Raw genomic sequence first — 25476 nt, forward strand, 5'->3', positions numbered from 1 at the left:
CCCGGTGTATTTTTTCTAGGAGCGCTTACATGGCTGTTGGTCTTGGTCCTTTGCCAACGTTGCACCCGGTTCCAGGTTTTGAACTCGGCATCGCCTCTGCGGGTATCAAGCGCCCGGGGCGCAAGGACGTGGTGGTCATGCGCTGTGCCGAAGGCTCCAGCGTTGCCGGGGTATTCACCCTCAACGCCTTCTGCGCCGCCCCGGTGATCCTGGCCAAGCAGCGTGTGCAGGGTACTGTGCGCTACCTGTTGACCAACACCGGCAATGCCAACGCCGGCACCGGGGCACCGGGGCTGGCCGCCGCCGAGCGCACCTGCGCCAAGCTGGCCGAGCTGACCGGCGTCGATGCCAGTGCGGTGTTGCCGTTCTCCACAGGCGTTATCGGTGAGCCATTGCCGGTCGAGAAGATCGAAGGCGCCCTGCAAGCCGCCCTCGACAACCTGTCGGAAAATCACTGGGCCGAAGCTGCCACCGGCATCATGACCACCGACACCCTGCCCAAGGGCGCCAGCCGTCAGTTCCAGCATGACGGCGTGACCATCACCGTTACCGGCATCAGCAAAGGCGCAGGGATGATCCGTCCGAACATGGCAACCATGCTCGGCTACATTGCCACCGACGCCAAGGTCGCTCCTCACGTGCTCAAGGACCTGATGCTCGACGGCGCCAACAAGTCGTTCAATCGCATCACTATCGATGGCGATACCTCGACCAACGACTGCTGCATGCTGATCGCCACCGGCAAGGCCGCTGTCGCCGAAGTCACCGAAGCCCGTGGCCCGCTATTCGAGGCACTGAAGAAGGCGGTGTTCGAGGTGTGCATGGAAGTGGCCCAGGCCATCGTCCGTGACGGCGAGGGGGCGACCAAGTTCGTGACTGTCGAAGTCAATGGCGGTGGCAACCACCAGGAATGCCTGGATGTCGGCTACGCCGTGGCGCACTCGCCGCTGATCAAGACCGCGCTGTTTGCCTCCGATCCCAACTGGGGCCGGATCCTGGCTGCAGTCGGTCGTGCCGGTGTGCCGGACCTGGATGTCAGCCTGATCGACGTGTACCTGGGTGATGTCTGCATCGCCAGCAAGGGCGGACGCAGTGCCACCTACACCGAAGCCCTGGGCTCGGCAGTGATGGCTGAAGAGGAGATCACCATCCGCATCGAGCTTGGCCGTGGCCAATGCAGCGAAACCATCTGGACCACCGACCTGTCCCACGAGTACGTGAAAATCAACGCTGAGTACCGTACCTGACATCAACGCGGGGCAAGCCCGCTCCTACCTGTAGGAGCGGGCTTGCCCCGCGAAAAGGAGCCGAACCATGAGCTACAACCTGATCATAGGCGACAAGCTGTACTCCTCCTGGTCGCTGCGCGGCGCCCTGGCCCTGGAACTGGCCGGTGCCACCTACGAAGAAACCCTGATCAAACTCAATCAGCCCGATACCCGCGAGCGTCTGCTCAAGTATTCGCCCACTGCCAAAGTGCCACTGCTCAAGTGCGAGCACGGCATCATTGCCGACTCCCTGGCCATCGCCGAGTACCTTGCAGAGCGCCACCCCGAGGCCAATCTATGGCCGACCGATGTTGGCGCCCGAGCGCAGGCACGCTCTGCCTGTGCGCAGATGCACAGCGGCTTTTTCGCCCTGCGCGGCAATATGCCGTTCGACCTGTCGCGCGATGAAGCGCTGGAGAACATGCCGCTGGATGTACAGGTCGACATCGACCGTATCGTCGCCCTGTGGTCCGAATGCCGCCTGGCTTCCAAGCAAGCCGGCCCATTCCTGTTCGGCGCGCCAAGCCTGGCCGACGCCTTCTTCGCCCCGGTCGCCGTGCGCCTGCGCACATACCGGGTAGAGGTGCCAGCGGAAGCTGCCGCTTATATCGAGACCCTCTACAACTGGCCAGCCTTCCAGGCCTGGCAGAAAGCTGGCCTGGCGGAGCGCGAAGGGTGAAACGTGTACATGTAGCAGCTGCGGTCATTCGGGGTGTCGACGGTCGTATCCTGATTGCCCGACGCGCCGACTCCCAGCATCAAGGTGGCCTGTGGGAGTTCCCCGGGGGCAAGGTTGAAGAGGGTGAGGCAGTCGACGTCGCCTTGGCCCGGGAGCTGAATGAAGAGCTGGGTATCGTCGTGACCGCCGCCCGGCCGCTGATCAAGATCAAGCACGACTACCCGGACAAGCAGGTGTTGCTGGATGTCTGGGAAGTCAGCGGCTTTACCGGCGAGCCACACGGCGCCGAAGGGCAGCCGCTGGCCTGGGTGACCGCTCGTGAGCTGCCTCATTACGACTTCCCCGAGGCCAATCAGCCGATCGTCGCGGCAGCACGACTGCCTGGTGAGTACCTGATTACCCCGGATGGCCTGGAGGTCCCGCAGATGTTGCGTGGCATCCAGAAGGCCATTGCCGGCGGGATCAAACTGGTGCAATTGCGTGCTCCGAACATGTACGACCCTAAATACCGCGACGTCGCAGTGGATGCAGTGGGCCTGTGTGCCGGCAAGGCGCAACTGATGCTCAAGGGGCCGTTGGAGTGGTTGGGCGATTTCCCGGCTGCCGGCTGGCACCTGACCTCCGAGCAGCTGCGCAAGTACGCGAGCAAGGGCCGGCCGTTTCCGAAGGAACGCTGGCTGGCAGCGTCCTGCCATAACGCCGAAGAGCTGGCACTGGCCGAACAGATGGGTGTGGACTTCGTCACCTTGTCACCGGTGCAAGCGACCCAGTCCCATCCTGATGCCCAACCGCTGGGTTGGCAGCAGGCGCAGCAGATGATCGCGGGTTTCAGCAAGCCGGTGTATTTGCTGGGTGGCGTGGGTGCTGCCGAGCGGGAAAAGGCCTGGCAGCATGGTGCCCAGGGTGTTGCGGGGATTCGGGCGTTCTGGCCTGAAACCTGATCAACCGGCTGCTTCACCGCCTCATCGCTGGAAAGCAGGTTCCCCCGGGTAGGATGCAGACCGATCCTGTGGGAACTGGCTTGCCAGCGAACGGGTCCTCAAGGCTTGGGCGCAGCAGCCCAAAGCACCTCGGCTACCCCTTGCCGGCGCCCAATCAACCGCGCCGCCACAAACAGCAGATCCGACAACCGATTGATATAGGCCAACCCTACCCCGGCCAGCGGCTCGACGCTGTTCAACTGCTGGCAACGCCGCTCGGCACTGCGCGCCAGGCTGCGGCAAACATGCGCTTGGGCAATCAACGCCGATCCACTGGGCAGAATAAAGTTTTCCAGTGGTCCCAGTTCTTCATTCCAGCGGTCGATGGCCGCCTCCAGGCGCTCCACTTCGGCCGCATTCAGCGCCTGATAGCTGGGCATCGCCAACTCGCCACCCAGGTCGAACAAGCGGTGCTGGCAAGGTGCCAATACCTCGATGACTTCCTCCAGACCCTGTCCATTCAGCCCTGCCAGTAGCAGGCCGAGCTGGCTGTTGAGGCTGTCGACCTCGCCAATGGCTTCGATCCTTGGATGATCCTTGGGCACCCGCCGGCCATCGCCCAGGCCGGTTTCGCCTTTGTCGCCGGTGCGGGTGTAGATCTTCGACAATCGAAAACCCATGTTCATGACTCCGTCTTGTGAGGCTCGGCCGCTGGGGACGGGCTGTTGGCCAACGGCAAGCGCAAGGTGAAGCAGGTGCCTTGGCCCGGTGCCGACTGCACTTCCATCTGGCCCTTGTGGTTGTTGGTAATGATGAAATACGAGACCGACAGACCGAGGCCTGTGCCCTGGCCGATTTCCTTGGTGGTAAAGAATGGCTCGAACGTGCGCTTGCGTACCGCTTCAGGCATGCCGATACCGTTGTCCTCCACCTGGATCTCCGCCCACGGCGGGTTGAGGCGAGTGCGCAGGGTGATACGCCCCGGTTCGCTGTCGTCCTCGCGCAGGTGAATAGCCTGGGCTGCGTTTTTGAGCAGGTTGAGCAGCACCTGTTCCAACTCGTTGGCGGTGCAGGGGACGGGCCCCAGGTTGGGGTCGAACTGGCGGATGATGGCCTGGCCCTTGAAGTCGAAGCCGATGGTCAGGTCGAAATCATTGCCGGCAATCTCCACGGCCTGGTCGATCAAGGCCGGCAGGTCGCAAGGCGCCAGTTGGCGGTTGCTGCGCCGGCTGAAACTGAGCATGTGGGTAACGATCTTGGCCGCGCGTGCGCCGGCCTGCTGGATACCGTCGAGTAATTGCGGAACTTCGCGGCTGTCCAGATAGCGGTTGACGGTGGGCAGGTCGATGCCGATCTCGTCGGCTTGCTCCAGGTTTTTCGGCAACTCTGGCGACAAGCGCCGGCGGATGTTCTGCACGTTGTGCAGGATAGCCCCCAGCGGGTTGTTGATTTCATGCGCCATGCCGGCAGCCAGGCCGCCGACCGAGAGCATCTTCTCCGACTGCACCATCATTTCTTCCAGGGACAGGCGCTGGGTGATGTCGTCGATACGAATCACCACGCCGCGGCCGCCGCCACCCATCAGGGGGTAGAAGGTCAGGGCGTAATGCCGGGCGTCGTCGCCTTTGGTCCAAGTGACCCGTTCGATTTTTTCCACCCGGTGCTTTTCGACACTGTCCTTGAGTTGCGGCAGATACGGCTTGAGCGGCTCGAAAGCGAGGAAGATCGGCTGGTTCAACGCTTCGTCCAGAGGGGTGCCGGACAGGGCGCTGGCTTCCTGGTTCCACTGGGTGACATAGAGCTGCTCATCCAGGGCGATCAATGCCGATGGCATGGAGTCGATGATGCTGTTGAGGTAGTTCTGAAAACCGGTGAGCTTCTTCTCGATCTTGCTGCGGACCTGGACTTCGAGCTCCAGCTTGCGGTTGGTATGGCGAGTTTCCTCGGCCAGGCCCTGGGCCTGGTCATAGGCCTGCTGGAATTCGTCGCGGGTGCGCTTGAGCTGTTGCTCACGGGCTTCGATGCGCGAAAGCATGGTGTTGAAGGCTTCGGCCAGGCTGCCGATCTCGTCGTCATTGCCACGCTTGGCACGCAGGGCGTAGTTCTCTTCGCGAGTGACCTGGCGCGACACTTCTTCAAGCTGGTAGATCGGTTGGGTGATCAGCCGCTTGATCTGCCGGGCGATAATCATCCACAGCAAGATACTGAACACCAGGATGCCCAGGCTCGCGGTGAGGGTGCCGGTATAGAAGGCCACGGGCAATTCGCTGCTGGCCACCAGCAGCAGGTAGCCCGGAGGGCCGCCGGAGCGGGGCAGCATGGTCAGCTGGGTACTGCGAAACTCGGTCAGGCGCCAGTTCTCGATGTTGCGGTAGCGCTTGGGCAAGGGCAGGACTTCACCGTGCTGCAACTGAGCGAGCAATTTGCCGTCACTGCCATAGACCGCGGCAGCGCGCAGCGGGGTATAGCTGTCGAGCTCCTTTAGCAGAGCCCTGGCCGACTCGGGTGAATCGGCCGCCTGGGTGGCCAGTTGCGGATTGGCCACCAGCCGCCCGATGGTCTGCAGGGCCTGGGGCGCCATGCTTTCCTGGGAGATCCAGTAGGCGGCGCTGATGAACGTCAGGTTGGCCACCAACAGGATGGTAATCAGCAATACCAGCAGGGCGGCCAGCAGTTTCTGGCCGACCGGCAGGTTTTCCAGGCGTTCGCGCAGCGTCATGTGTAAGCGAGGTCCCGGTGTGTAGGTGAAAGGGCAGGGTAGCGCTGCGCTCAGTCGCTGGGCAATCCGCGCGCGTTCAGGTGTTCGACCAGGCGTCGGTAGAGCCGTTCCAGATGAGGGAGCCGGCATCCGTGGCGGCTGGCGACTCGGCAGGCATGTCCCAGCAAATAGTGAATCTCGGTACGTCGACCCTGACGAACATCCTGATACATGGAAGAGTAGTTGGCTGCGGTGGCCTTGATCACCCGCTCCACTTCCTCACTCAAGCCCTCGGCAGCTTGCGGCTGTCCGCAGCACTGCAGTAATTCGGCAAGCTCCGCACACAAGGTGGCCACTTCGCAGGCGTGATCCTGCAGGCCGCCGTTGCGGCAGTCATGCAACACGGTCAGCGGATTGATCGCGCAATTGAGTGCCAGCTTGCGCCACAGGCGGGTGAGGATGTCGGGCGTCCACTGGTGGGGGATACCGGCATCGGCCAGGTCGTCGAGCCACTCGGGCGGCAGCGGATTGGCGGGGTCGCCCAGCCAGTTGAAGCCATGGCCGGCAAAGTTCACCTGCCAGTCGGCCTCGCGAAACGCCCCTTCGGTGCTGGAGGCGAAGACACAGCGGGCATGGGGAACCTGGTTGGCCACTGCGTCCTGGCTACCCAAGCCGTTTTGCAGCAGGATCAGTTCGGCCCCGTGGACCAGGCGAGGGGCCAGTTGCGCGACCGCCTGCTCGGCGTCGTAGGCCTTGCAGGCCACCAGCAGGCGATGAATGGGCGTGGCGTCGTGGGCGGTTTGCGCAGGAATCGCGCGCAGATGTGCCTGGCCCTGTTCGATCAGGGTCAGGCCGCCGGCGGCTTCATACGCCTGCACACGTGCCGCATCGCGCAGGATCAGTCGGACCGCTTTGCCGGCTCGGGCCAGTCGGCAGGCCCAGAGGCTGCCCAGGCTTCCTGCGCCGAGAATATGCCAGGTGCTGCTCATCAGCGTTTCGCAACCGTTATAATGAGCCGGCATTTTAACCGTCAAACCCGACGCGCTCCATCACGCTCTTCAATCAGGGCCGCGAGCGCGCGTTTATTTTTGGAGAATCTCTATGCCGTCGTTCGACGTGGTATCGGAACTGGACAAGCACGAAGTCACCAACGCCGTTGAGAACGCCGTGAAGGAACTGGACCGCCGCTATGACCTCAAGGGCAAGGGCAGCTTCGAGTTCAAGGAAAAGGAACTGACCGTCAACCTGACCGCTGAAGCCGAATTCCAGCTCGAAGCGATGATCGACATCCTCAAGCTGGCCCTGGTCAAGCGCAAGATCGACGTCCAGTGCCTGGACGTGAAAGACGCCTTCGCCTCGGGCAAGGTGATGAAGCAGGAAGCGGTCCTCAAGGAAGGCATCGACAAGGAGCTGGCGAAAAAGATCGTCGCGCACATCAAGGACGCCAAGCTCAAGGTCCAGGCCGCCATCCAGGGCGAGCAGGTGCGTGTCACCGGCAAGAAGCGTGATGACCTGCAGGAAGCCATCGCTGCCCTGCGTGCCAAGGAATTCGGCATGCCGCTGCAGTTCAACAACTTCCGCGACTGATCGAAGCACTTCGGAACCTTGGCGCCGTTTTGGCGTCCGAGGTTTCTGTGGCCGCTGAAACGATTGCGGCGCGATTTTTACAGCTTTTGCCCCCTCGGCATCAGGAGAACATTATGGATTTGAGTGCTGAAGTCGATCAGCTGGTTAAAACCTCGCAAAGCTGGCTCCCCTTGATCATGGAATACGGCAGCCGCCTGTTGCTGGCGCTGCTGACCCTGGCCATTGGCTGGTGGGTGATCAACAAGGTGACGTACCGGTTGGGCAAATTGCTGGCGCTGCGCAACGCGGACCTCGCGCTGCAAGGTTTTATCAGCAGCCTGGCCAACATCATTCTGAAGATTCTGCTGGTAGTCAGCGTGGCCTCGATGATCGGCATCGAGACCACCTCGTTTGTCGCGGCCATCGGTGCGGCCGGCTTGGCTATCGGCCTGGCCCTGCAAGGCAGCCTGGCGAACTTCGCCGGCGGCGTGCTGATCCTGCTGTTCCGTCCGTTCCGCCTGGGTGACTGGATCGAAGCCCAGGGTGTCGCGGGTACCGTGGACAGCATCCAGATCTTCCACACCGTGCTGCGCACTGGCGACAACAAGACCGTTATCCTGCCCAACGGCAGCTTGTCCAACGGCATCATTACCAACACCAACCGTCAGCCGACCCGCAAGGTCGTGTTCGATGTCGGTGTCGATTACGAAGCCGACCTGCAGAAGGCTCGCCAAGTACTGCTGGAACTGGCCAACGACCCACGCATTCACCAGGACCCGGCGCCACAAGCCGTGGTCTCGATGCTGGGCGACAGCTCCATCACCCTGTCGTTGCGGGTGTGGGTGAACACGGCCGATTACTGGGACGTGATGTTCATGCTCAACGAGCATGCGCGCGATCGCTTGAAGGATGAGGGCATCGACATTCCCTTTCCGCAGCGTGTGATCCGCGTGGTGCAGGAAGCAGCGGTGCAGTAATGCCGAACTGATCGCGGGGCAAGCCCGCTCCATACCGCCTGTAGGAGCGGGCTTGCCCCGCGATGCTTTCCAGGTCATTACACTTGTTCACGTCTTGACCCTACCTGATCCCTCCACTTTCTGGCATACAGGCTGGCTTACTTTCGTACGCCCGGTCTCATCATGCTTACCCCCCTGATCAACATCACGCCACTGCGTGCGTTTTGCTTCGCCATGACTCTGGCACTGTTCGAGCTCTTGACTTACCTCGCCAGCGACGTGGTGATGCCGGCCATGCCGGTGGTGGTCGGAGACCTGAATGCCAGCCCTGAATTCATCCCCCATGCCCTGAACCTCTACCTGCTTGGGGGTGTGCTGCTGCAATGGCTGATCGGGCCACTGGCCGACCGTTACGGTCGGCGGCCGCTGCTGCTGGGTGGCTGTGCGTTTTTCTGCGTGGCGTGCCTGGCCTCGTTCTGGGTACAAAGCATCGAGCTTTTCAACCTGCTGCGCCTGTTGCAAGGCATCGGCCTGGGGTTTGTGGTGACGGTCAGTTACCCGGCACTCAACGAGGCGTTCAGCGAGGCTGATGCGGTCCGCATGATGGCCTTGCTGGCCAATATCGCCCTGTTGTCGCCACTGCTCGGACCGCTGGTTGGCACCCTGTTGCTGGAGTGGGTGTCGTGGCGTTGGTTGTTCGTGCTGTTTGGTGCTGCGGCCGTGCTTGCCTGGTTCGCGTTGTACCGGTTCATGCCTGAGACCCTGGGTGTGGAGCGGCGTGATGGCTCGCGCCTGGCATTCCAGCCGATTCATCTGCTGCCGCTTTTGGCCGGTTATGGTCAATTGCTGAGCAACCGTCGTTTTGTCGCCGGCAGTGCTGCACTGGGGCTGGTCGGTTTACCGTTGATCGGCTGGATTGGCCTGTCCCCGGTGCTGTTGATTCACGATGAAGGCTTGAGCACCCTGGACTACGCCCTGTGGCAGTTGCCGGTGTTTGGCGGGCTGATCCTGGGCAACCTGGTCATCAACCGCATCGCTGATCGTTATGCGCTGACCGCTCTGGTGCGGGGTGCGCTGTGGCCTTATCTGGCGGGGCTCGTGAGCATGATGCTGGCCACCTGGCTGGTGCCCAGTGTGCCGAGCCTGGTGGCCGGGTTGTCGATCTATGCCCTGGGCCTGGGCATTGCCAACGCGGTGCTGTACCGCATGACGCTGTTTTCCAGCGAGCAGAGCAAAGGCCTGGTGTCGGCCATGTTGGGGATGATCACCATTGCGTTGCTGGGCCTGGGCGGCGCCTTGTTGGCGATGATCGGGGCGGGCGCCAGTCTGTTGAGTTTTGCCGTGGCTGCCGGGGCTGCCGGTATTGTGGCGCTGTGGCCGCTGAAAGTCGTTCTGAGCGCCTCGGGTGGTCAGCCTGAGGCGTTGCCGGAGTAACCCGGCAAACGCCTCAGCGGGCGTCAGGGACGCTGCTCGGCAACCGGATTGTCGACCGGCTCCTGCTTGCCCCGGCCCAGCTCCTGGCGCCAGTGCAGCACGATCAGGATCAGGGTCGGTACGCCAAGCAGGGCGGTGATCAGGAAGAAGTCGTGGTAGCCGAACTTTTCCACCATGACACCTGAGTAGCCGCCGATCAGGCGCGGCAACAGCAGCATGATCGAGCTGAGCAGCGCGTACTGGGTGGCGGAGAACTTGAGGTTGGTCAGGCTCGACAGGTAGGCGACGAAGGCCGAGGTGGCCAGGCCCGAACTGAAGTTGTCGAGGGAAATGGTCACCACCAGCATCTGCAGGTTGGGGCCCATGTCGGCCAGCATCAGGAACAGGATGTTGGTGCCCGCCGAGGCCGCGCCGCCGATGAACAGAATCGGCAGGATGCCGAAGCGCACGATCAGCAGGCCGCCCATGCCGGCGCCGACCAGGGTCATGATCAGGCCGAAGATCTTGCTGACACTGGCGATCTGGTCCTTGGTGAAACCCTGGTCGATGTAGAACACGTTGGCCATGACGCCCATCACCGTATCGGACATCCGGTAGGTAGCGATCAGCCCGAGCAGCAGCAAGGCCTGCCAGCGGTAGCGCAGGATGAAGTCGTTGACCGGCGTGAGCACCGGTGCCAGCCCGCGGCGGCCCAGGGACGACAGGCACATTGCGGTCAGGGTGATGTAGAGGATGGCGCGCAGGAAGGCGCGATCCTCGAGCAACAGGTCGAGCAGGCTGACGCCCTCGAACAGCACGCTGGCGAAATCGGTGTTGTACAGCTGGGTGAAAGTTGCTGGTACCGACACCAGCAGGATGATCAGCACAAACACCGAGACCAGTTGGTGGGTCAGGCCGTAGCGGGCTGCTGACAGCTGGGTGCGCAATGGCACGGGTGGTTCGCGCATCAACAGGGTAGTGATGACCGCCGGCAGCATCAGCACGCCGAACAGCACGTAGGTGCCGGTCCAGGCCTTGTGCAGGTAGCTGAAGCCCGTGGAACCGAAGCCCTCGGCGAAGAACAGCGCACCTGCCGTGGCGAGCAGGGCGGCGACCCGGTAGCCGGCCATGTAGCTGGCGGCCAACGCAGCCTGGCGCTGGTCATCGGCGATTTCCAGGCGGTAGGCGTCGACGGCGATGTCCTGGGTGGCGGAGGCAAACGCCACCAGCACCGCCAGGGCAATCAGCCAGGACAGGTGTTTTTGCGGGTCGCAAAAGCCCATGCCCACCAACCCGATCACCACCAGCACCTGTGACAACACCAGCCAGGAGCGGCGTCGGCCAAGCTTCCCGAGCAATGGCAGGCGCCATTGGTCGAGCAGCGGCGACCAGACCCACTTGAAGGCATAGGCCAGGCCGATCAGGCTGGCATAGCCGATGGTTTCGCGGGCCACCCCGGCCTCACGCAACCACACCGACAAGGTCGAGAACACCAACATATAGGGCAGGCCGGCGGCAAAGCCGAGCAGCAACAGCACCAGGGTCGACGGGCTGGCATAGGCAGCGAGCGCAGCGCGCCAGGTTTTACGGGGCATGGGCCAACATCTGCCTCAAGTTTACGAAAACAAAGCGCGCACTCTAACCGCTGTGCTCCATTGGGCGCCAGCCATGGCGCGACATATCCACACGATTATTGTGCAGAGTGATGCCTTCTGCCCGCAGCCTGGCACGCTGCTCGTCGCCTGAAGGCGTGCCCAGGGCCAGGCTCAGCCGACCGTCGGCAGCCAGGACTCGGTGCCAGGGCAACTGGGTGTCAGGCGGCAGTTGGCTCAAGGTGCGCCCGACCCAGCGCGCCGCGCGCCCCAGTCCGGCCAGTTCGGCAAGCTGCCCATAGCTGACCACCTTGCCTGCTGGCACCTGGCCGAGCACCAGGTAGAGCGCCATTCGTCGGGCCTCGGCATTTTCCGTCGGATCGCCGGGCGCTGCGCTCATCGCGGCCTCCCGGGCATCTGCGGGGAATTTGCCGCATTGGTCGGGCAAATAGGAATTGAACTCATCGGCATGAGGTGGGTCAGTCCTTGCTCTACGGTCGTGTATCTGGATAATGCCCGACTTTTTTCGCGAACCAGAGTCCGTTGCTTGCTTATGTATTCTAGAGCCCTGTTGTGCCTTGTTGCCCTTGCCGTCTGCTCCTCGGCTGTCGCTGATACCGTCTGGATGAAGAACGGCGACCGGCTCAGTGGCAAGATCACAGTCTTCGATGGCGGCAAACTGCTGCTCAAGACTGAGTACGGCGGTTCGATCGCCCTGGACTGGAAACAGGTCAAGACCCTGGAAAGCGACCAGGAACTGCTGGTCAAGCAGGATGCCTACACCGGCGAGAAAGCCAAGTCACTGCACCCGGCCGAAGACGGCAAGGTGACCCTGGCCAACGGTGAGACGCCCAAGACCGTGGAGCTTGCCAGCATCCAGCAGATCATGAAGCCCAAGCCCGTGATCGAGGACCTGTCGTGGAAGGGCAATGTCGACTTGGCCATGGACTACAAACGCGCCGAATCCGACAGCGACGACTACGACGTCGACTTCAAGACCACCGCCCGCCATGGTCGCTGGCGGCACCAGGCTGAAGGCGAATACAACCGCGAGAGCAAGGACGACGTTACCACCACCAACAACTGGAGTGCCGAATACGCGCTCGACCGCTTCATGACCGAGAAGTGGTTCTGGCAGGGGCGTCTCGAGTACAAGCGTGACCACATTGAAGACCTGGCGCGCCAGCGCACTGTGGGTACCGGCCCTGGCTACCAGTTCTGGGATGACGAGCTGGGCGCCTTCTCCCTGGGCTCGCTGGTCAACCGGACCGACTATGAATACGCCGATGGTGGCAAGGACAACTTCTATGCCCTGGCCATGAAGTGGGACTACAACCGCTACCTGATCGGCAAGCGGGTCGAGTTCTTCACCAACGGCGAAGTCGGCAAACCGTTGGACGGCGTTGCCAACTACGCACTGGATGCTGAAGTCGGCCTGCGCTACAAGGTCACTGAATGGGCTTCGCTCAACCTCAAGGCCGAGAAGGATGTCATCAGCGGCACCCGCGACAGCGACCTGGACAAGACTCGCTACACCGCAGGCTTTGGTGTTACCTGGTAAGTCTTCTGGCAACCGCCGACGATAATGATTATTTTGTCCGCTGAGCATTCGGCCGCAGGGCACCTGCGGCCAGCCTTCAGCTAATCGTCGAGTCGGGAGTCACACAGTGAGCGCTAAAGTCGCACAACAGGCACGGGAGCTGCTGCTCAAGGAATACCGTGGGGTTCTGTCGACCCATTCCAAATCGATGCCGGGCTATCCCTTCGGCTCGGTGGTGCCGTATTGCCTGGATGCCGAAGGCAACCCGCTGATCCTTATCAGCCGCATCGCCCAGCATACCCACAACCTGCAAAAAGACCCCAAGTGCTCGCTGCTGGTCGGCGAGCGCGATGCCGAGGATGTGCAGGCCGTCGGTCGTCTGACCGTACTGGCCCAGGCGCACAAGCTTGAAGCGCCTGCGGCGGTCGAGGCTGCAGCGGAGCGGTACTACCGTTACTTCCCCGAATCGAGCAATTACCACAAGGCCCACGATTTCGACTTCTGGGTGCTGGCGCCTGTGCGCCACCGTTACATTGGCGGGTTTGGTGCAATTCACTGGGTCGATAATCTCTCCCTGGCCAACCCCTTTGCCGGCAAGGCTGAGCTGAGCATGATCGAGCACATGAACAGCGACCATGCCAATGCCATCCAGCACTACGTCCAGCTCAGCGGCTTGCCGCAGACGGCCGAGGCGCAGATGGTCGGTATCGACAGCGAGGGTATGCACCTGCGTATTGGCCAGGCTCTGCACTGGCTGCCATTCGCGGCACCTTGTAATACGCCGATACAAGTGCGAGAAGCCCTGGTTTTTCTGGCGCGCGCCGATCAATGGCCGGCACGTGAAGTGGCCGAGGCTTGAAATAGCGGTTGCTCGCAACCATTAAAGGTGTACTGCAAGGTTATCTTGCGCAGAGGAACCCGTTGATGCGTGCTTTTCTATTGCTGTTTCTGATTTTTCCGGTGCTGGAACTGTATGTGTTTTTCAAGGTCAGCACCGCGATCGGCTTCTTTCCGGCGCTGCTGTTGATCATCGCAGGTTCCGCCCTGGGTGTTCTGGTGGTGCGGGTAGCCGGTCTGGCGACGGCTTTGCGGGCCCGTGAAAGCCTGCAGCGTGGCGAGTTGCCCGCCGAAGACATGTTCCATGGCCTGATGCTGGCATTGGGTGGCGGCCTGTTGCTGTTGCCAGGCTTTATCAGCGACGTGATCGGCCTGGTCTGCCTGCTGCCGTTCACCCGCCGCCTGCTCGCGCGCAAGATGCGCGAGCGCGCCGAGGCGCAGGCCATGCGCCAGCGTGCGTTTGGCGACGATCCGTTCATGGGGCACCCTGGCAACCCCGGTGGCCAGTCGCGTCAGCCGAATGTGATCGAGGGTGAGTATGAACACCGCGATCCGCAAGACCCTCGCGACACCCGTAACCTGCGTGATCCACGGGATTTGTGAGCCAGGCAAGCGCCTGACCGGACGGCCCCGCAAGGGGCCGTTCTGCTTTATGGCGACGGGCCGCTAAAAATTTTCATCACCAAGCCTTGTAATTGCCCTTGGCGACCTCATGTATGGGTCACCGCAAGGTTTCTGGTGGCTTGCCCCAGACATTACATGTGTGGTTCGCCCCGCGAGCTACGAGCGGCTACGCCGCAAGCATCAACCCGCCGGTGTCGACACCGGCCGATGAAAACCACAATTAGGAGAGATCGACAATGAAGCTTCGTCCTCTGCATGACCGCGTCGTTATCCGTCGCAGCGAAGAAGAATCGAAAACCGCTGGCGGTATCGTTCTGCCAGGTTCGGCCGCTGAAAAACCTAACCGTGGCGAAATTGTCGCTGTAGGTACCGGTCGCATCCTGGACAACGGTGAAGTGCGTGCGCTGGCCGTGAAAGTGGGTGACAAGGTGGTTTTCGGCCCTTACTCGGGCAGCAACACTGTGAAAGTTGACGGCGAAGACCTGTTGGTAATGGCTGAGAACGAAATTCTCGCTGTTATCGAAGGCTGATTCCGCTGGTTTCCCGTTACTCCAAAGTATTCAAGGATTAAACGATCATGGCTGCTAAAGACGTAAAATTCGGCGATTCCGCCCGCAAGAAAATGCTCGTTGGTGTCAACGTTCTGGCTGACGCTGTAAAAGCGACCCTGGGCCCAAAAGGCCGTAACGTTGTTCTGGCCAAGAGCTTCGGCGCTCCGACCATCACCAAAGACGGTGTTTCGGTTGCCAAGGAAATCGAACTCAAAGACGCCTTCGAAAACATGGGCGCCCAGCTGCTCAAGGACGTTGCCTCCAAGGCCAACGACGAAGCAGGTGACGGCACCACCACCGCCACCGTTCTGGCTCAGGCCATTGTCAGCGAAGGCCTGAAAGCCGTTGCTGCCGGCATGAACCCGATGGACCTCAAGCGTGGTATCGACAAGGCCACCATCGCCATCGTCAAAGAGCTGAAGTCCCTGTCCAAGCCATGCGCCGATTCCAAGGCCATCGCTCAGGTCGGTACCATCTCGGCCAACTCCGACAACTCCATCGGTGACATCATTGCCGAAGCCATGGAAAAAGTCGGTAAAGAAGGCGTGATCACCGTTGAAGAAGGCTCGGGCCTGGAAAACGAACTGTCGGTTGTAGAAGGCATGCAGTTCGACCGTGGCTACCTGTCCCCTTACTTCGTCAACAAGCCAGACACCATGGTTGCCGAGCTGGATGGCCCTCTGCTGCTGCTGGTTGACAAGAAGATCTCCAACATCCGCGAACTGCTGCCAGTTCTGGAAGCCGTTGCCAAGGCCGGCCGTCCTCTGCTGATCGTGGCTGAAGACGTTGAAGGCGAAGCGCTGGCGACTCTGGTTGTCAACAACATGCGCGGCATCGTCAAGGTTGCTGCGGTCAAGGCACCAGGCTTCGGCGACCGCCGCAAGGCCATGCTGCAGGACATCGCCGTCCTGACTGGCGGTACCGTGATCTCCGAAGAAATCGGCCTGAGCCTGGAGTCCGCTACCCTGGAGCACCTGGGTAACGCCAAGCGCGTCACCCTGTCCAAGGAAAACACCATCATCGTCGACGGTGCTGGCGTGGAAGGCGACATCCAGGCGCGCATCACCCAGATCCGTGCCCAGGTTGCCGAGACTTCGTCGGACTACGACCGTGAAAAACTGCAAGAGCGCCTGGCCAAGCTGGCTGGCGGTGTTGCCGTGATCAAGGTCGGTGCAGGCACCGAAGTTGAAATGAAAGAGAAGAAAGCCCGCGTTGAAGACGCCCTGCACGCTACCCGTGCAGCCGTTGAAGAAGGTGTGGTCCCTGGCGGTGGTGTTGCCCTGGTTCGTTCGCTGCAAGCGATCTCCGAACTCAAAGGCGACAACGAAGACCAGAACGTCGGTATCCAGCTGCTGCGTCGCGCTGTTGAAGCGCCACTGCGCCAGATCGTTGCCAACGCCGGCGACGAGCCAAGCGTTGTTGTCGACAAGGTCAAGCAAGGTTCGGGTAACTTCGGTTACAACGCTGCGACCGGCGAGTACGGCGACATGATCGAAATGGGTATCCTGGACCCTGCCAAGGTAACCCGTTCGGCCCTGCAAGCCGCTGCTTCGATCGGTGGTCTGATGATCACTACCGAAGCCATGGTGGCTGATGCGCCTCAGGAAGCTGCTGCTGGCGGCATGCCTGACATGGGCGGCATGGGTGGCATGGGCGGTATGGGCGGCATGATGTAAGCCAGCCTTACCCGCTTGAGAAAAAGCCCCGCCTCGTGCGGGGCTTTTTTTTGCCTGTTTGTAGGTACGGACTTGCCCCGTGATGCGGTGTTTCAGCCAGTGGATGATGCTGTGACGGTAACGGGTTCTTCGTGGGGCAAGCCCGCGCCAACCGGTTTGCGGTACAGCAACCAGTGGTAGCAGCCCAGGCTGATCAACCAGCAGAACACCGCTGTCCACACGTTGTGGGAGAAGAAATGCGCGCCCTGCAGCATTCGTCCCACCGAAAATACCGTGCCCAGGGTGAAGGCAAACAGCAGCGCGGCGCGGGCCAGGCGTGGCCGCCGGTCACGCAACATGAAGAACAGGGCAAACAAGGTAAACCCGGTAGCCGCATGGCCGCCCGGCCAGCAGCGCCCGGGCTTGTCGGTCGCAGGCCGAGGGCTGAGCAGTTCGCTGTAGACTTCCTTGCCTCCAAACTCCTGCAGGCTCCAAGGGCACTGCACGGCAGTCACCGCCTTGACCGGAGTGACAAAGCTGGTCGACAGCGCCATGGCCACCACCAGGTAGCCCAGTTCCCGACGCCAGCCCTGCAGGCGCTGCCAGAAGAAGCTTGCGGTAAAGGCGGCAATGGCACCCAGACCCAGGACGATGACCGCTTGTTTGGCGCGATCATGCAGGATGTCTTCGAGGAAGTAGCTGTGCCGACCGATGAACTGCCCGGCAACCGGATCGAAGGCCAGTTTGGCCAGGTCCATGTCCAGCGACGTCAGTTCCAGCAGGATCAGGATGGCTGCGGTGAGCAGCGGTATACCCAGGGAAAACCACGGATTGAGCGGGCGGGAGGCGTGAGTGGCAGGCATGGCAGGTCCAGGCTGGTCGATAAGACAGTCCCGGCCGGTAGCCCGTGCCGGGAATCGGTGTGACACAACGACCGGCGATTGTGGGGCGCTTGCTATGGTGAGTCGGTGAAGGCTGGGTGAAAAAAACGTTAACTGCCAATAAACCTCCTGCAGCCTAGCCGAGCGCTGTCGATGGCCGTAAGCTGCGCCTGCCAAGCAGGCAAAAGACCCGGACGGGAGCACCCTATGCGAATTCTACTGGTTGAAGATAACCGCGATATCCTCGCCAACCTGGCCGACTATCTGGGCCTCAAAGGCTATACGGTTGACTGTGCCCAGGATGGTCTGTCCGGGTTGCACCTGGCCGCCACCGAACACTACGACTTGATCGTACTCGACATCATGCTCCCGGGTATCGACGGCTATACGCTGTGCAAACGCCTGCGCGAGGATGCCAGGCGCGACACGCCAGTGATCATGCTGACCGCCCGCGACCAGCTCGATGATCGCCTGCAGGGGTTTCGCTCCGGAGCCGATGATTACCTGTTGAAGCCCTTTGCCCTGTCCGAGCTGGCGGCACGCATCGAAGCGGTGCTGCGTCGGGCCCAGGGCGGCGGTCGGCGTACCTTGCAGGTCAGTGACCTGTGCTACGACCTCGACACCCTGGAAGTGACCCGCAACGGCAAGCTGCTCAAACTCAACCCGGTCGGCTTGAAGCTGCTGGCGGTACTGATGCAGAAGAGCCCCCATGTATTACGTCGCGAGGTGCTTGAAGAAGCCCTCTGGGGCGACGACTGCCCGGACAGCGATAGTCTGCGCAGTCATGTCCACCAACTGCGCCAGGTCATCGACAAGCCTTTCGACAAACCCCTGCTGCATACCGTCCATGGCGTCGGTTACCGTCTGGCCGAGGGTCGTGATGGAGTTTAAGCAAAGCCTTGCCCAGCGGATCATCATTGCCTTTGCGTTGATGAGCGCCCTGGTGGCCGGTGCATTTGCCTTCGGTATCGTCGCCACTGTTCACCTGGTCGAAGAGCGCTTGATCTCGGCCGTGCTGGGTGGCGATCTACAGCGCCTGCTGCGCATGGACAGCGTCAACGACTGGAGCCACCGGCCGCGGCCCGACCAGTTGTTCTACTACAGCGGCGGGCGAGACGAATTCGAGTTGCCCAAGGACCTGCGTCACCTGTCTCCCGGATTTCATGAAGTGTTTCGCGAGCAGCTGTCCTACCACGCCATGGTCGAGATAGTGGATGGGCGGCGCTATGTTTTGCTGCAGGACCAGAGCGATTTCGAGGAGCGCGAGCGGGTGCTGTTCGCGGTCGTGGTGGTGGGCTTCGTGCTCAGCCTGGCACTGGCGGTATTCCTGGGCTGGGTGCTGGCACGAAAAGTCATGGCACCGGTTATCCGTCTGGCACGCCAGGTTCGACATCGCGACCAGTTGCTTGGCCTGGCGCCACCCTTGGCGCCAGACTATGCGGCCGACGAGGTCGGGCAACTGGCCGTGGCCTTCGACGATACCTTGGGACGCCTGCGCGATGCCTTGACCCGTGAACGGCTGTTTACCAGTGACGTCAGCCATGAACTGCGCACCCCCTTGATGGTGCTGGCCAGCTCGTGCGAGTTGTTGCTGGTCAACCCGAACATCGATCTGCGCGCGCGCTCGCAGGTCGAGCGCATCGCCAGGGCCACCGAAGAGATGCAGGAACTGGTGAAAACCTTCCTGATGTTGGCCAGGGCCCAGCGTGATGAGGGCGCCGTGGCGTCCCAGGCGACGCTCAAGGAGGTGGCCGATGACTTGACCGGCGTCTGGCGCGACACCATCGAGCAGAAAGGCCTGACCCTGCTCTACGATGCCAAGGCGAGTTCGCCGACGCTCTACAACGCGACCTTCCTGCAAGCGGTGATGGGCAACCTGCTGCGCAATGCCGCGCACTATACCGACTATGGGTTCATTCGCCTGACCCTGGAACCCAAGGGATTCATGGTCGAGGACAGTGGCGTAGGCATTCCCGAGGAGCAGCGTGAAGCCATGTTTCGTCCTTTTGTTCGCGGTGATGAGCGCCGGGGCGAAGGGCTGGGCCTGGGGTTGTCGCTGGTACAGCGGATCTGCGACGACCAGGGCTGGACAGTGACGCTGACGGGTACGGTGCCCCACGGTTGTCGCTTCCATGTCGACCTGAGCCATGGCCGAGGTGGCGTACCTGCGTTCGAGTGAGGCCGTTACAAATATTCATTTCCTGTAACGTTTATTGAGGCTTCCAACGAATTTTTCACATCCGCATGACCTGGCGCCAACGCTTGCCTGCTTACTGTGGGCGAATTGGAGTCAGGAGATGCACCATGCGTAGTCCCATAAAGCTCGAGTTTTCCGAAAAGTACGACCAGCAGCATGCCCAGGAATACTTCCTCAAGCACCAGGATGGCCTGGCGCGGCGCATGTCGCACAAACGAGACGAGCAGCTGGCGCGACGCGCGTTGACCTTGGCGGGCGAACCCGGTCTGGTGCTTGATCTGCCGTGTGGCGCCGGTCGTTTCTGGCCGCTGCTGGCGGAAAAGCCCAATCGAGTGATCATCGGTGCCGACAACTCCGAGGCCATGCTGGAAACGGCAACCAAATCCCAGCCCGCGCATATCGTTGAGCGGGTACGTACTTTGCAAACGTCTGCGTTTGCAATTGACCTGCCGGACAATTCGGTCGACAGCATCTTCTGCATGCGCCTGATGCACCACATCGGTGATGCGGCGCATCGCAAGACACTTCTCTCGGAATTTCAACGAGTTACCCGCGATAGCGTGATCCTGTCACTGTGGGTGGACGGCAACGTCAAGGCTTGGCGCCGTAAGAAGCTGGAGCAGCGTCGTTACGCGGAAACCGGCCAGGGCAGTTACCAGAACCGCTTTGTGTTACCTGCGGCTACGGTCGAGGAAGAGTTTGCAGCGGCCGGCTTCCGGATTCAGGAACGATTGGACTTTTTGCCGTTCTATGCCATGTGGCGAGTGTACGTATTGCGTAAGGGGTAGTGGGGCATGGCGGTAGAGCGTTCAGGAACATTGACGGGCAATAGCCGGTTCGACCATTTCTGGCAGCAACAAGGTGAATGGGTGGAAGCGCCCAACCAGCGCCGGGGTGGTGAAAGTGGCGTGCAGCGGTTGAACGACGAAAGCGGGCAACTGCTGTATTCCAAGCGTCAGGTTGGGCACATCTACCGCAGTTTCCTGCACCCGTTCGGGCGGCCGACGGTGCTGCGCGAATACGATGCAATCAACAGCTTCGAGCAACTGGGCGTGCGGGTTCCACACATCGTGTATTGCGGTGTGGAGCGTGACGCCGATCGGCAGTGGCGGGCCCTGCTGGTCAGCAAGGCCCTGGACGGCTTCGAAGATTGCGACAGCTGGTATGAAAAGGGCGCACGCGAGCGTTATGGCGAAGCGCTGCACGACAGCATGCTGCAGGACCTGGCCGCCAATCTGGCTCGCATGCACCGTGGCCATTGGCAACATGGTTGCCTGTACGGCAAGCATGTGTTCATCAAGGTGATCGGCGAGGGTGATCAGGCCCGGGCAGAAGTGGCCCTGCTGGACCTTGAGAAGTGCCGGCGGCGTATCAGCTGCCATCGCGCCGCTGCCAACGACCTGAAGCAACTGCGCCGCCATTCGTCATTCAATGACGCGGAGTGGCAAAAGCTGCTCTACTTTTACAAAGTGGCGTTTGGCAGCGCTGTCAAAGGTTTAGAGCAATGAAACTAGAAATAGCTCGAGGTTTGTTTCTGGTGTTGGCACTGGCAGTGGCTACGGCTGCGGCGGCTGCCTGGGAAGAACCGCGCCCGCAGGTAGTGAGCAAGGTCGATCCTGCCTCCCAGTGTCCGCTACCGCGCGTGGTTAAGAGCCAGTCCACTGCACAACCCGATCAGGACCTGTTGCTGTTCCTGTTCGGTATGAGTCAGGGGTTGCGTTCCCAGTGATTCATTGAATGCTTGAGCACGAAAAAGGCCTCGTCAGTGACGAGGCCTTTTTGCATCTGCAGCTTCAGGCGGCTTGCGCCTGCGCCTGGGGTACGTCGGCCCGGGCCAGCAGGGTATAGACGCAAGGCAGCACGAACAGGGTGAACAACGTGCCCACCGACATCCCGGTGGCAATCACCGTACCGATATCGAAGCGGCTGACCGCCCCGGCACCGGTGGCCAGAATCAGCGGCACCATGCCAAACACCATGGCTGCCGTGGTCATCAATACCGGGCGCAAGCGAATCGCCGCCGCTTCTTCCACGGCTTCACGGGCGCTCAGGCCTTTTTGCTGGCGCAACAGGTTGGCGAACTCGACCACCAGAATGCCGTGCTTGCTGATCAGGCCGATCAGTGTCACCAGGCCGACCTGGGTGTAGATATTCATGCTCGAGATGCCCAGGAACAGCGGGATCAGCGCGCCGCAGATCGACAGCGGCACTGTCACCAGGATCACCAGCGGGTCGCGGAAACTCTCGAACTGAGCAGCCAGCACCAGGTAGATGATCGCCAGGGCCAGGCCGAAGGTGGTCCACAGTGCACGGCCTTCCTGCACGAACTGGCGCGCCGCCCCGGCGTAGTCGAAGGTATAACCTTCCGGTGCTTCTTCACGGGCGATGTCATGCACTGTCTCCAGGGCTTCGCCCATGCTGACCATGGGAAAACCCTGGATGATCGCCGCGTTCAGTTGCTGGAACTGGTTGAGCTGGCGCGGTCGCGCGCGGTCACTGAGGGTGATCAGGGTCGAGAGCGGCAGCATCTGCCCCTGCTGGTTCTTGACGTAGTAGTTGCTCAACCAGTCGGGGTTGTCGCGATAGGGCCGCTCGACCTGGGCAATGACCTTGTAGCTGCGCCCGTCGATGGTAAAGCGGTTGATCTCTGCCTCCCCCAGCAGGGTTGCCAGCGTCCCCCCCAGCGCATCCATCGACACCCCCATTTGCGCGGCCTTGGCCCGATCGATATCGACCACCACCTCGGGCTTGTCGAAGGCCAGGTCGATGTCGAGGAAGGCGAACTTGCCCGACGCCTGGGCGCGTTCCTTGACCCGTTCAGCCACCTCCAGCAGCGATTCGTAGTCATTGGCCGTATTGATCACGAACTGGAAGGGCAGGCCTTCGCCCGTGCCCGGCAGCGAAGGCAGGTTGAAACCGAAGATCTGCAGACCGGCAATGCCTTCGAGTTTGCTTTGTACCAATGGCAGCAATTCCATCTGGGTACGGTCGCGCTCGTTCCAGGGCTTGAGCAGGAAGCCGCCGATACCCGATTGCACTCCGTTGAAGCCGTTGATCTGGAACGAGGAGTAGTACTCCGGGAACGCCTTGAATATGTCGATGAACTCGTCGGTGTAGGTACTGAGGTAATCCAGATTGGTCGGCTGTGGCGCCGTGGCCATCATGAAGATGACGCCCTGGTCTTCATCCGGTGCCAGCTCGTTCTTGGTGAACATCAAGAACACCGGAATCAGGCACAGCACGATCACCGCGAACACCAGCACCACCGGCCGGGTGTTCAGGGTGGCATGCAAGAGCTTCTGGTAACGCACCTTGAGACCTTCGAACAGGTTGTCCAGGCGGTGGGCCAGACCGCTGGGGTTGTGCTCATGACGCAGGAGCATCGCGCACATCATTGGCGACAGGGTCAGGGCAACGATGCCGGAAATAATCACCGCGCCGGCCAGGGTGAGGGCGAACTCCTTGAACAATGCCCCCGTGAGGCCCTCCAGGAAGCCGATAGGGGCGTAGACCGCTGCCAGGGTGATGGTCATCGACACCACCGGCATGGCAATCTCCCGCGCACCCTCAAGGGCCGCCTCGAAGGGCGTCTTGCCCTCTTCGATGTGGCGGTGGATGTTTTCCACTACAACGATGGCATCGTCCACCACCAGGCCGATGGCCAGCACCATCGCCAGCAAGGTCAGCAGGTTGAGCGAGTAGCCCATCAGTTGCATGAAGAACAGTACGCCAATCATCGACAACGGAATGGTGACCACCGGGATCAGTACGGAACGCAAGGCGCCGAGGAACAGGAACACCACGACGATAACGATCAGCACCGCCTCGACCAGGGTCTTGACCACCTCGTCGATGGACGCCTGGATGAACAGGGTGGCGTCGTAGGCGATGGAGGCTTTCAGATTGGGCGGCAGCTGGCTTTCCAGCTCGGGCATCAGCTTGCGCACTTCCTTGATCACGTCCAGCGGGTTGGCGCCGGGCGTGGCCTTGATGCCGATGTACACCGAAGGGGTGCCGTCGAACGAGCTCACGGTGTCGTAGTTTTCCGCGCCCATCTCCACCCGCGCCACATCACCGAGCAGCACCCTGCTGTCGCCGCTGGTCTTGAGCGGAATGTTGGCAAAGGCTTCGGCCGTCTTCAGCTCGGTGGTGGCATTGATGCTGGTGACGATGTACTCACCCTTGATCTCGCCGGCGGCCGAGAGGAAGTTGTAGCGGCGCACTGCGTCGGTCACTTCGTTGGCGCTCAGGCCGTAGCCGGCCAGCTTCACCGGGTCGATCCACAGGCGCATGGCAAACAACTGGTTACCGAGAATCTCCGCTTCGGCCATGCCGGGCAGGGTGGCCAGCTTGGGCTGGATAACCCGCGACAAATAGTCGGTGATCTGCGGGTTGCTCATTTCGCCGCTGTAGAAGCTGATGTACATCAGCGCCGACGCATCGGCGGCTTCCTTGCTCAGTACGGGGTCCTCGGCGTCCTGGGGCAGCTTGTTCTTCACCTCGTTGGCCTTGGCCAGCAGCTCGGTGAACAGCCGGTCGCTGTCGGCACCGATGCGCGCGTAGACCGAAATCACCGAGAAGTTCTGCCGGCTTACCGAGGTCATATAGTCGATGCCCTCGGCGCTGGCCAGGCTCTGCTGCATGGGTTGGGTGATGTACCCCTGGATGGTTTCGGCGTTGGCGCCAGGGTAGGCGGTGGTCACGGTGATCAGGGCGTTTTCCATCTGCGGGTACTGGCGGATGGGCAGCTTGCTCCAGGCCTGGAAGCCCAGCAGCACGATCAACAGGCTGACAACGCTGGCCAGCACCGGCCGGCGGATGAACGGATCGGTAAAGGCCATGACGCATCCTCGATCAGTTGGCGTGCGCCGAGTTGCTGGGCGGTGGTTTCAGGGTCTTGTCCGGGCTGATGGTGATCGACGCGCCCTGGGTCAGTTTCAACTGGCCGGCGGTCACCACCTGCTCACCGGCTTTGAGGCCCTTGCTGATGACCACCAGACCATCGCGGCGCTCGCCGGTATCGACGAAGCGTCGCTCGGCGATCAGTTCGGGCTGGCCATCGGCGTTTTTTTGCGGCTGGCCGTCTTCGTTCTTTTTCGGCATGGCCACATACACCGAGTTGCCGTACAGGGTGTAGGTCACGGCGCTTTCGGGTACCACAATCTGTGGCCCAGGGTCGGGCAGCAGCACCTGCAGGCTGCTGAACATGCCGGGCAGCAGCTTGCCCTCGGGGTTGGCCAGGGTCGCGCGTACCTGCACGTTGCGGGTGCTGTCTTCGACCTTGGGGTTAATGGCGCTGATGGTGCCGGGGAAGGTCTGGTGCGGGTAGGCCGCGACGCTGACCAGCACCTGTTGGCCGATGCTCAACGTGGGAACTGCCTGTTCGGCCACGAAGAAGTCCACATACAGGCTGCTCAGGTCTTGCAGGGTAGCGATCACCGTACCGCTGGCCAGGTAGTCGCCGACGTCCACCTGGCGGATGCCGATGGTGCCGCTGAAGGGGGCGTTGATGCTTTTTTTGGCCAGGGACGCCTTGAGCTGGTCGACCACCGCCTTGCTGCGCTTGTACTGGGCATTGAGACGGTCGTACTCGCCGCGGGAAATCGCCTGGCTGCCCACCAGTTGGCTACCGCGGTTGAAGTCCACCTGGGCCAGGCCAAGGTCTGCCAGGGCGGTGCCAAGCAGGGCTGTTTCGACGTCGCTGTCCAGTTGCAGCAAGGGCTGGCCCTTGCGCACCTGTTGCCCGGACTCGAACTGCAGGGTCTTGACCGTGCCGGCGATCTCCAGGCTCAGGTCGACCCCTTGCAGGGCGGTAAGGCTGCCCACCGCAGGCAGGCGATTTTGCCACATGCGCTCGCTGGACTCGGCCGCCGCCACGCTGATGGGAGGCTTGGGGGCCGAGAACATCTGGATCTGCTGATAAATGGAGAACGCCTTGTAGCCCCCCAGGACCAGCACTAGCAGCAGAACAATACCCAACATGATCAGCATGCGGCGGCGCAGCATAGTCCAGTTCCTTGGATACGATTTATTGTTCGACGGCACGACTGCGGGCGTTCCTGCCCACGTGCGATGTAGCGAATATTACGCGTTTGACCG

The 25476-nt window shown here is 61.5% G+C and carries 24 protein-coding genes; 16 read left to right on the forward strand and 8 right to left on the reverse strand.

Translation table 11 applies throughout. The features are described 5' to 3' along the window. The first annotated feature begins 29 nt into the window (after nt 1-29). From argJ to ABVN19_RS01115, 3 genes are all read left to right on the forward strand, one after another. On the forward strand, nt 30-1247 hold the full coding sequence (gene argJ, locus ABVN19_RS01105; protein ID WP_105641921.1) for a bifunctional glutamate N-acetyltransferase/amino-acid acetyltransferase ArgJ: 1218 nt from the start codon (nt 30-32) through the stop codon (nt 1245-1247). 67 nt (nt 1248-1314) lie between these two features. Continuing rightward, entirely contained in the window at nt 1315-1947 is a 633-nt protein-coding gene (locus ABVN19_RS01110; protein ID WP_028943301.1) for a glutathione S-transferase family protein, read from the forward strand. Then, entirely contained in the window at nt 1944-2888 is a 945-nt protein-coding gene (locus tag ABVN19_RS01115; RefSeq protein WP_105641922.1) for a Nudix family hydrolase, read from the forward strand. The genes ABVN19_RS01110 and ABVN19_RS01115 overlap by 4 nt, the downstream gene beginning before the upstream one ends. 98 nt (nt 2889-2986) lie before the next feature. Here ABVN19_RS01115 and ABVN19_RS01120 read toward each other — a convergent pair whose 3' ends face one another. Genes ABVN19_RS01120 through ABVN19_RS01130 form a run of 3 tightly spaced genes read right to left on the reverse strand, consistent with a single transcriptional unit; the run spans nt 2987 to nt 6554 of the window. Further along, nucleotides 2987-3547 (reverse strand): cob(I)yrinic acid a,c-diamide adenosyltransferase, encoded by a 561-nt coding sequence (locus ABVN19_RS01120; protein WP_028943303.1) that lies wholly within the window; start codon nt 3545-3547, stop codon nt 2987-2989. A 2-nt stretch (nt 3548-3549) separates the two neighbouring features. Continuing rightward, the gene (locus tag ABVN19_RS01125) at nt 3550-5586 is read right to left on the reverse strand and encodes an ATP-binding protein (RefSeq protein ID WP_028943304.1); all 2037 of its coding nucleotides are present in this window, start codon (nt 5584-5586) and stop codon (nt 3550-3552) included. A 50-nt stretch (nt 5587-5636) separates the two neighbouring features. Beyond that, nucleotides 5637-6554, reverse strand: a complete 918-nt coding sequence (locus tag ABVN19_RS01130; protein WP_105641952.1) for a putative 2-dehydropantoate 2-reductase — start codon at nt 6552-6554, stop codon at nt 5637-5639. 112 nt (nt 6555-6666) lie between these two features. Between ABVN19_RS01130 and ABVN19_RS01135 the strand changes: the two genes are divergently transcribed. The 3 genes from ABVN19_RS01135 (at nt 6667) to ABVN19_RS01145 (ending at nt 9521) form a co-directional block, all read left to right on the forward strand. Then, nucleotides 6667-7152 carry a YajQ family cyclic di-GMP-binding protein gene (locus tag ABVN19_RS01135; protein ID WP_028943306.1) on the forward strand — a complete coding sequence of 162 codons (486 nt, stop codon included), beginning with the start codon at nt 6667-6669 and terminating at the stop codon, nt 7150-7152. Nucleotides 7153-7265: 113 nt separating this feature from the next. Further along, nucleotides 7266-8108 carry a mechanosensitive ion channel family protein gene (locus ABVN19_RS01140; protein ID WP_028943307.1) on the forward strand — a complete coding sequence of 281 codons (843 nt, stop codon included), beginning with the start codon at nt 7266-7268 and terminating at the stop codon, nt 8106-8108. Nucleotides 8109-8270: 162 nt separating this feature from the next. Next, on the forward strand, nt 8271-9521 hold the full coding sequence (locus ABVN19_RS01145; protein WP_028943308.1) for an MFS transporter: 1251 nt from the start codon (nt 8271-8273) through the stop codon (nt 9519-9521). A gap of 23 nt (nt 9522-9544) precedes the next feature. Here the strand turns inward: ABVN19_RS01145 and ABVN19_RS01150 are convergent, their stop codons facing one another. Together ABVN19_RS01150 and ABVN19_RS01155 are read right to left on the reverse strand one after the other, a co-directional pair. Then, nucleotides 9545-11095, reverse strand: coding sequence for an AmpG family muropeptide MFS transporter (locus tag ABVN19_RS01150; protein WP_028943309.1), 1551 nt, complete (start codon nt 11093-11095; stop codon nt 9545-9547). Between the two features lie 43 nt (nt 11096-11138). Continuing rightward, nucleotides 11139-11492, reverse strand: a complete 354-nt coding sequence (locus tag ABVN19_RS01155; RefSeq protein WP_028943310.1) for an MGMT family protein — start codon at nt 11490-11492, stop codon at nt 11139-11141. Between the two features lie 153 nt (nt 11493-11645). Between ABVN19_RS01155 and ABVN19_RS01160 the strand changes: the two genes are divergently transcribed. The 5 genes from ABVN19_RS01160 to groL all read left to right on the forward strand — a co-directional run bounded on the left by ABVN19_RS01160 (nt 11646) and on the right by groL (nt 16320). Further along, a complete protein-coding gene (locus ABVN19_RS01160; RefSeq protein ID WP_105641923.1) occupies nt 11646-12653 on the forward strand; it encodes a DUF481 domain-containing protein in 1008 nt (335 codons plus the stop codon). 106 nt (nt 12654-12759) lie between these two features. Further along, on the forward strand, nt 12760-13491 hold the full coding sequence (locus ABVN19_RS01165; protein ID WP_028943312.1) for a HugZ family protein: 732 nt from the start codon (nt 12760-12762) through the stop codon (nt 13489-13491). A gap of 65 nt (nt 13492-13556) precedes the next feature. Continuing rightward, nucleotides 13557-14072, forward strand: a complete 516-nt coding sequence (locus ABVN19_RS01170; RefSeq protein ID WP_028943313.1) for an FxsA family protein — start codon at nt 13557-13559, stop codon at nt 14070-14072. A 257-nt stretch (nt 14073-14329) separates the two neighbouring features. Beyond that, nucleotides 14330-14623 carry a co-chaperone GroES gene (locus tag ABVN19_RS01175; RefSeq protein WP_009050540.1) on the forward strand — a complete coding sequence of 98 codons (294 nt, stop codon included), beginning with the start codon at nt 14330-14332 and terminating at the stop codon, nt 14621-14623. A 47-nt stretch (nt 14624-14670) separates the two neighbouring features. Next, nucleotides 14671-16320 (forward strand): chaperonin GroEL, encoded by a 1650-nt coding sequence (gene groL / locus ABVN19_RS01180; protein WP_028943314.1) that lies wholly within the window; start codon nt 14671-14673, stop codon nt 16318-16320. Between the two features lie 92 nt (nt 16321-16412). Here the strand turns inward: groL and ABVN19_RS01185 are convergent, their stop codons facing one another. Next, nucleotides 16413-17162: a phosphatase PAP2 family protein gene (locus ABVN19_RS01185; RefSeq protein WP_028943315.1), complete on the reverse strand. Its 750-nt coding sequence runs from the start codon at nt 17160-17162 to the stop codon at nt 16413-16415. A gap of 225 nt (nt 17163-17387) precedes the next feature. Between ABVN19_RS01185 and colR the strand changes: the two genes are divergently transcribed. The 5 genes from colR to ABVN19_RS01210 all read left to right on the forward strand — a co-directional run bounded on the left by colR (nt 17388) and on the right by ABVN19_RS01210 (nt 21106). After that, nucleotides 17388-18071: a two-component system response regulator ColR gene (colR, locus tag ABVN19_RS01190; RefSeq protein ID WP_028943316.1), complete on the forward strand. Its 684-nt coding sequence runs from the start codon at nt 17388-17390 to the stop codon at nt 18069-18071. Beyond that, nucleotides 18061-19359, forward strand: a complete 1299-nt coding sequence (locus ABVN19_RS01195) for a HAMP domain-containing sensor histidine kinase (protein ID WP_028943317.1) — start codon at nt 18061-18063, stop codon at nt 19357-19359. Before colR ends, ABVN19_RS01195 begins: the two co-directional genes overlap by 11 nt. Nucleotides 19360-19484: 125 nt before the next feature. Next, nucleotides 19485-20165, forward strand: a complete 681-nt coding sequence (locus tag ABVN19_RS01200) for a class I SAM-dependent methyltransferase (protein WP_028943318.1) — start codon at nt 19485-19487, stop codon at nt 20163-20165. 6 nt (nt 20166-20171) lie between these two features. Then, nucleotides 20172-20885, forward strand: coding sequence for a lipopolysaccharide kinase InaA family protein (locus tag ABVN19_RS01205; RefSeq protein WP_028943319.1), 714 nt, complete (start codon nt 20172-20174; stop codon nt 20883-20885). Continuing rightward, entirely contained in the window at nt 20882-21106 is a 225-nt protein-coding gene (locus ABVN19_RS01210) for a hypothetical protein (RefSeq protein WP_028943320.1), read from the forward strand. Before ABVN19_RS01205 ends, ABVN19_RS01210 begins: the two co-directional genes overlap by 4 nt. Nucleotides 21107-21170: 64 nt before the next feature. Here the strand turns inward: ABVN19_RS01210 and ABVN19_RS01215 are convergent, their stop codons facing one another. Continuing rightward, on the reverse strand, nt 21171-24218 hold the full coding sequence (locus tag ABVN19_RS01215; protein WP_028943321.1) for a multidrug efflux RND transporter permease subunit: 3048 nt from the start codon (nt 24216-24218) through the stop codon (nt 21171-21173). 13 nt (nt 24219-24231) lie between these two features. Beyond that, complete coding sequence (locus tag ABVN19_RS01220; RefSeq protein ID WP_105641924.1) at nt 24232-25383, reverse strand: efflux RND transporter periplasmic adaptor subunit; 1152 nt, start codon at nt 25381-25383, stop codon at nt 24232-24234. Between the last annotated feature and the right edge of the window lie 93 nt (nt 25384-25476).

Origin of the sequence: Pseudomonas vranovensis, assembly GCF_040438935.1 — a bacterium.
Lineage (GTDB): Bacteria > Pseudomonadota > Gammaproteobacteria > Pseudomonadales > Pseudomonadaceae > Aquipseudomonas > Aquipseudomonas vranovensis.

What these genes read in the sequence shown, in the direction of transcription:
- argJ (WP_105641921.1), top strand. Translation starts at nt 30, where the DNA reads ATGGCTGTTGGTCTTGGTCCTTTGCCAACGTTGCACCCGGTTCCAGGT.
- ABVN19_RS01110 (WP_028943301.1), top strand. Translation starts at nt 1,315, where the DNA reads ATGAGCTACAACCTGATCATAGGCGACAAGCTGTACTCCTCCTGGTCG.
- ABVN19_RS01120 (WP_028943303.1), bottom strand. Translation starts at nt 3,547, where the DNA reads ATGGGTTTTCGATTGTCGAAGATCTACACCCGCACCGGCGACAAAGGC.
- ABVN19_RS01125 (WP_028943304.1), bottom strand. Translation starts at nt 5,586, where the DNA reads ATGACGCTGCGCGAACGCCTGGAAAACCTGCCGGTCGGCCAGAAACTG.
- ABVN19_RS01130 (WP_105641952.1), bottom strand. Translation starts at nt 6,554, where the DNA reads ATGAGCAGCACCTGGCATATTCTCGGCGCAGGAAGCCTGGGCAGCCTC.
- ABVN19_RS01135 (WP_028943306.1), top strand. Translation starts at nt 6,667, where the DNA reads ATGCCGTCGTTCGACGTGGTATCGGAACTGGACAAGCACGAAGTCACC.
- ABVN19_RS01140 (WP_028943307.1), top strand. Translation starts at nt 7,266, where the DNA reads ATGGATTTGAGTGCTGAAGTCGATCAGCTGGTTAAAACCTCGCAAAGC.
- ABVN19_RS01145 (WP_028943308.1), top strand. Translation starts at nt 8,271, where the DNA reads ATGCTTACCCCCCTGATCAACATCACGCCACTGCGTGCGTTTTGCTTC.
- ABVN19_RS01150 (WP_028943309.1), bottom strand. Translation starts at nt 11,095, where the DNA reads ATGCCCCGTAAAACCTGGCGCGCTGCGCTCGCTGCCTATGCCAGCCCG.
- ABVN19_RS01155 (WP_028943310.1), bottom strand. Translation starts at nt 11,492, where the DNA reads ATGAGCGCAGCGCCCGGCGATCCGACGGAAAATGCCGAGGCCCGACGA.
- ABVN19_RS01160 (WP_105641923.1), top strand. Translation starts at nt 11,646, where the DNA reads ATGTATTCTAGAGCCCTGTTGTGCCTTGTTGCCCTTGCCGTCTGCTCC.
- ABVN19_RS01170 (WP_028943313.1), top strand. Translation starts at nt 13,557, where the DNA reads ATGCGTGCTTTTCTATTGCTGTTTCTGATTTTTCCGGTGCTGGAACTG.
- ABVN19_RS01175 (WP_009050540.1), top strand. Translation starts at nt 14,330, where the DNA reads ATGAAGCTTCGTCCTCTGCATGACCGCGTCGTTATCCGTCGCAGCGAA.
- groL (WP_028943314.1), top strand. Translation starts at nt 14,671, where the DNA reads ATGGCTGCTAAAGACGTAAAATTCGGCGATTCCGCCCGCAAGAAAATG.
- ABVN19_RS01185 (WP_028943315.1), bottom strand. Translation starts at nt 17,162, where the DNA reads ATGCCTGCCACTCACGCCTCCCGCCCGCTCAATCCGTGGTTTTCCCTG.
- colR (WP_028943316.1), top strand. Translation starts at nt 17,388, where the DNA reads ATGCGAATTCTACTGGTTGAAGATAACCGCGATATCCTCGCCAACCTG.
- ABVN19_RS01195 (WP_028943317.1), top strand. Translation starts at nt 18,061, where the DNA reads ATGGAGTTTAAGCAAAGCCTTGCCCAGCGGATCATCATTGCCTTTGCG.
- ABVN19_RS01200 (WP_028943318.1), top strand. Translation starts at nt 19,485, where the DNA reads ATGCGTAGTCCCATAAAGCTCGAGTTTTCCGAAAAGTACGACCAGCAG.
- ABVN19_RS01205 (WP_028943319.1), top strand. Translation starts at nt 20,172, where the DNA reads ATGGCGGTAGAGCGTTCAGGAACATTGACGGGCAATAGCCGGTTCGAC.
- ABVN19_RS01210 (WP_028943320.1), top strand. Translation starts at nt 20,882, where the DNA reads ATGAAACTAGAAATAGCTCGAGGTTTGTTTCTGGTGTTGGCACTGGCA.
- ABVN19_RS01215 (WP_028943321.1), bottom strand. Translation starts at nt 24,218, where the DNA reads ATGGCCTTTACCGATCCGTTCATCCGCCGGCCGGTGCTGGCCAGCGTT.
- ABVN19_RS01220 (WP_105641924.1), bottom strand. Translation starts at nt 25,383, where the DNA reads ATGCTGCGCCGCCGCATGCTGATCATGTTGGGTATTGTTCTGCTGCTA.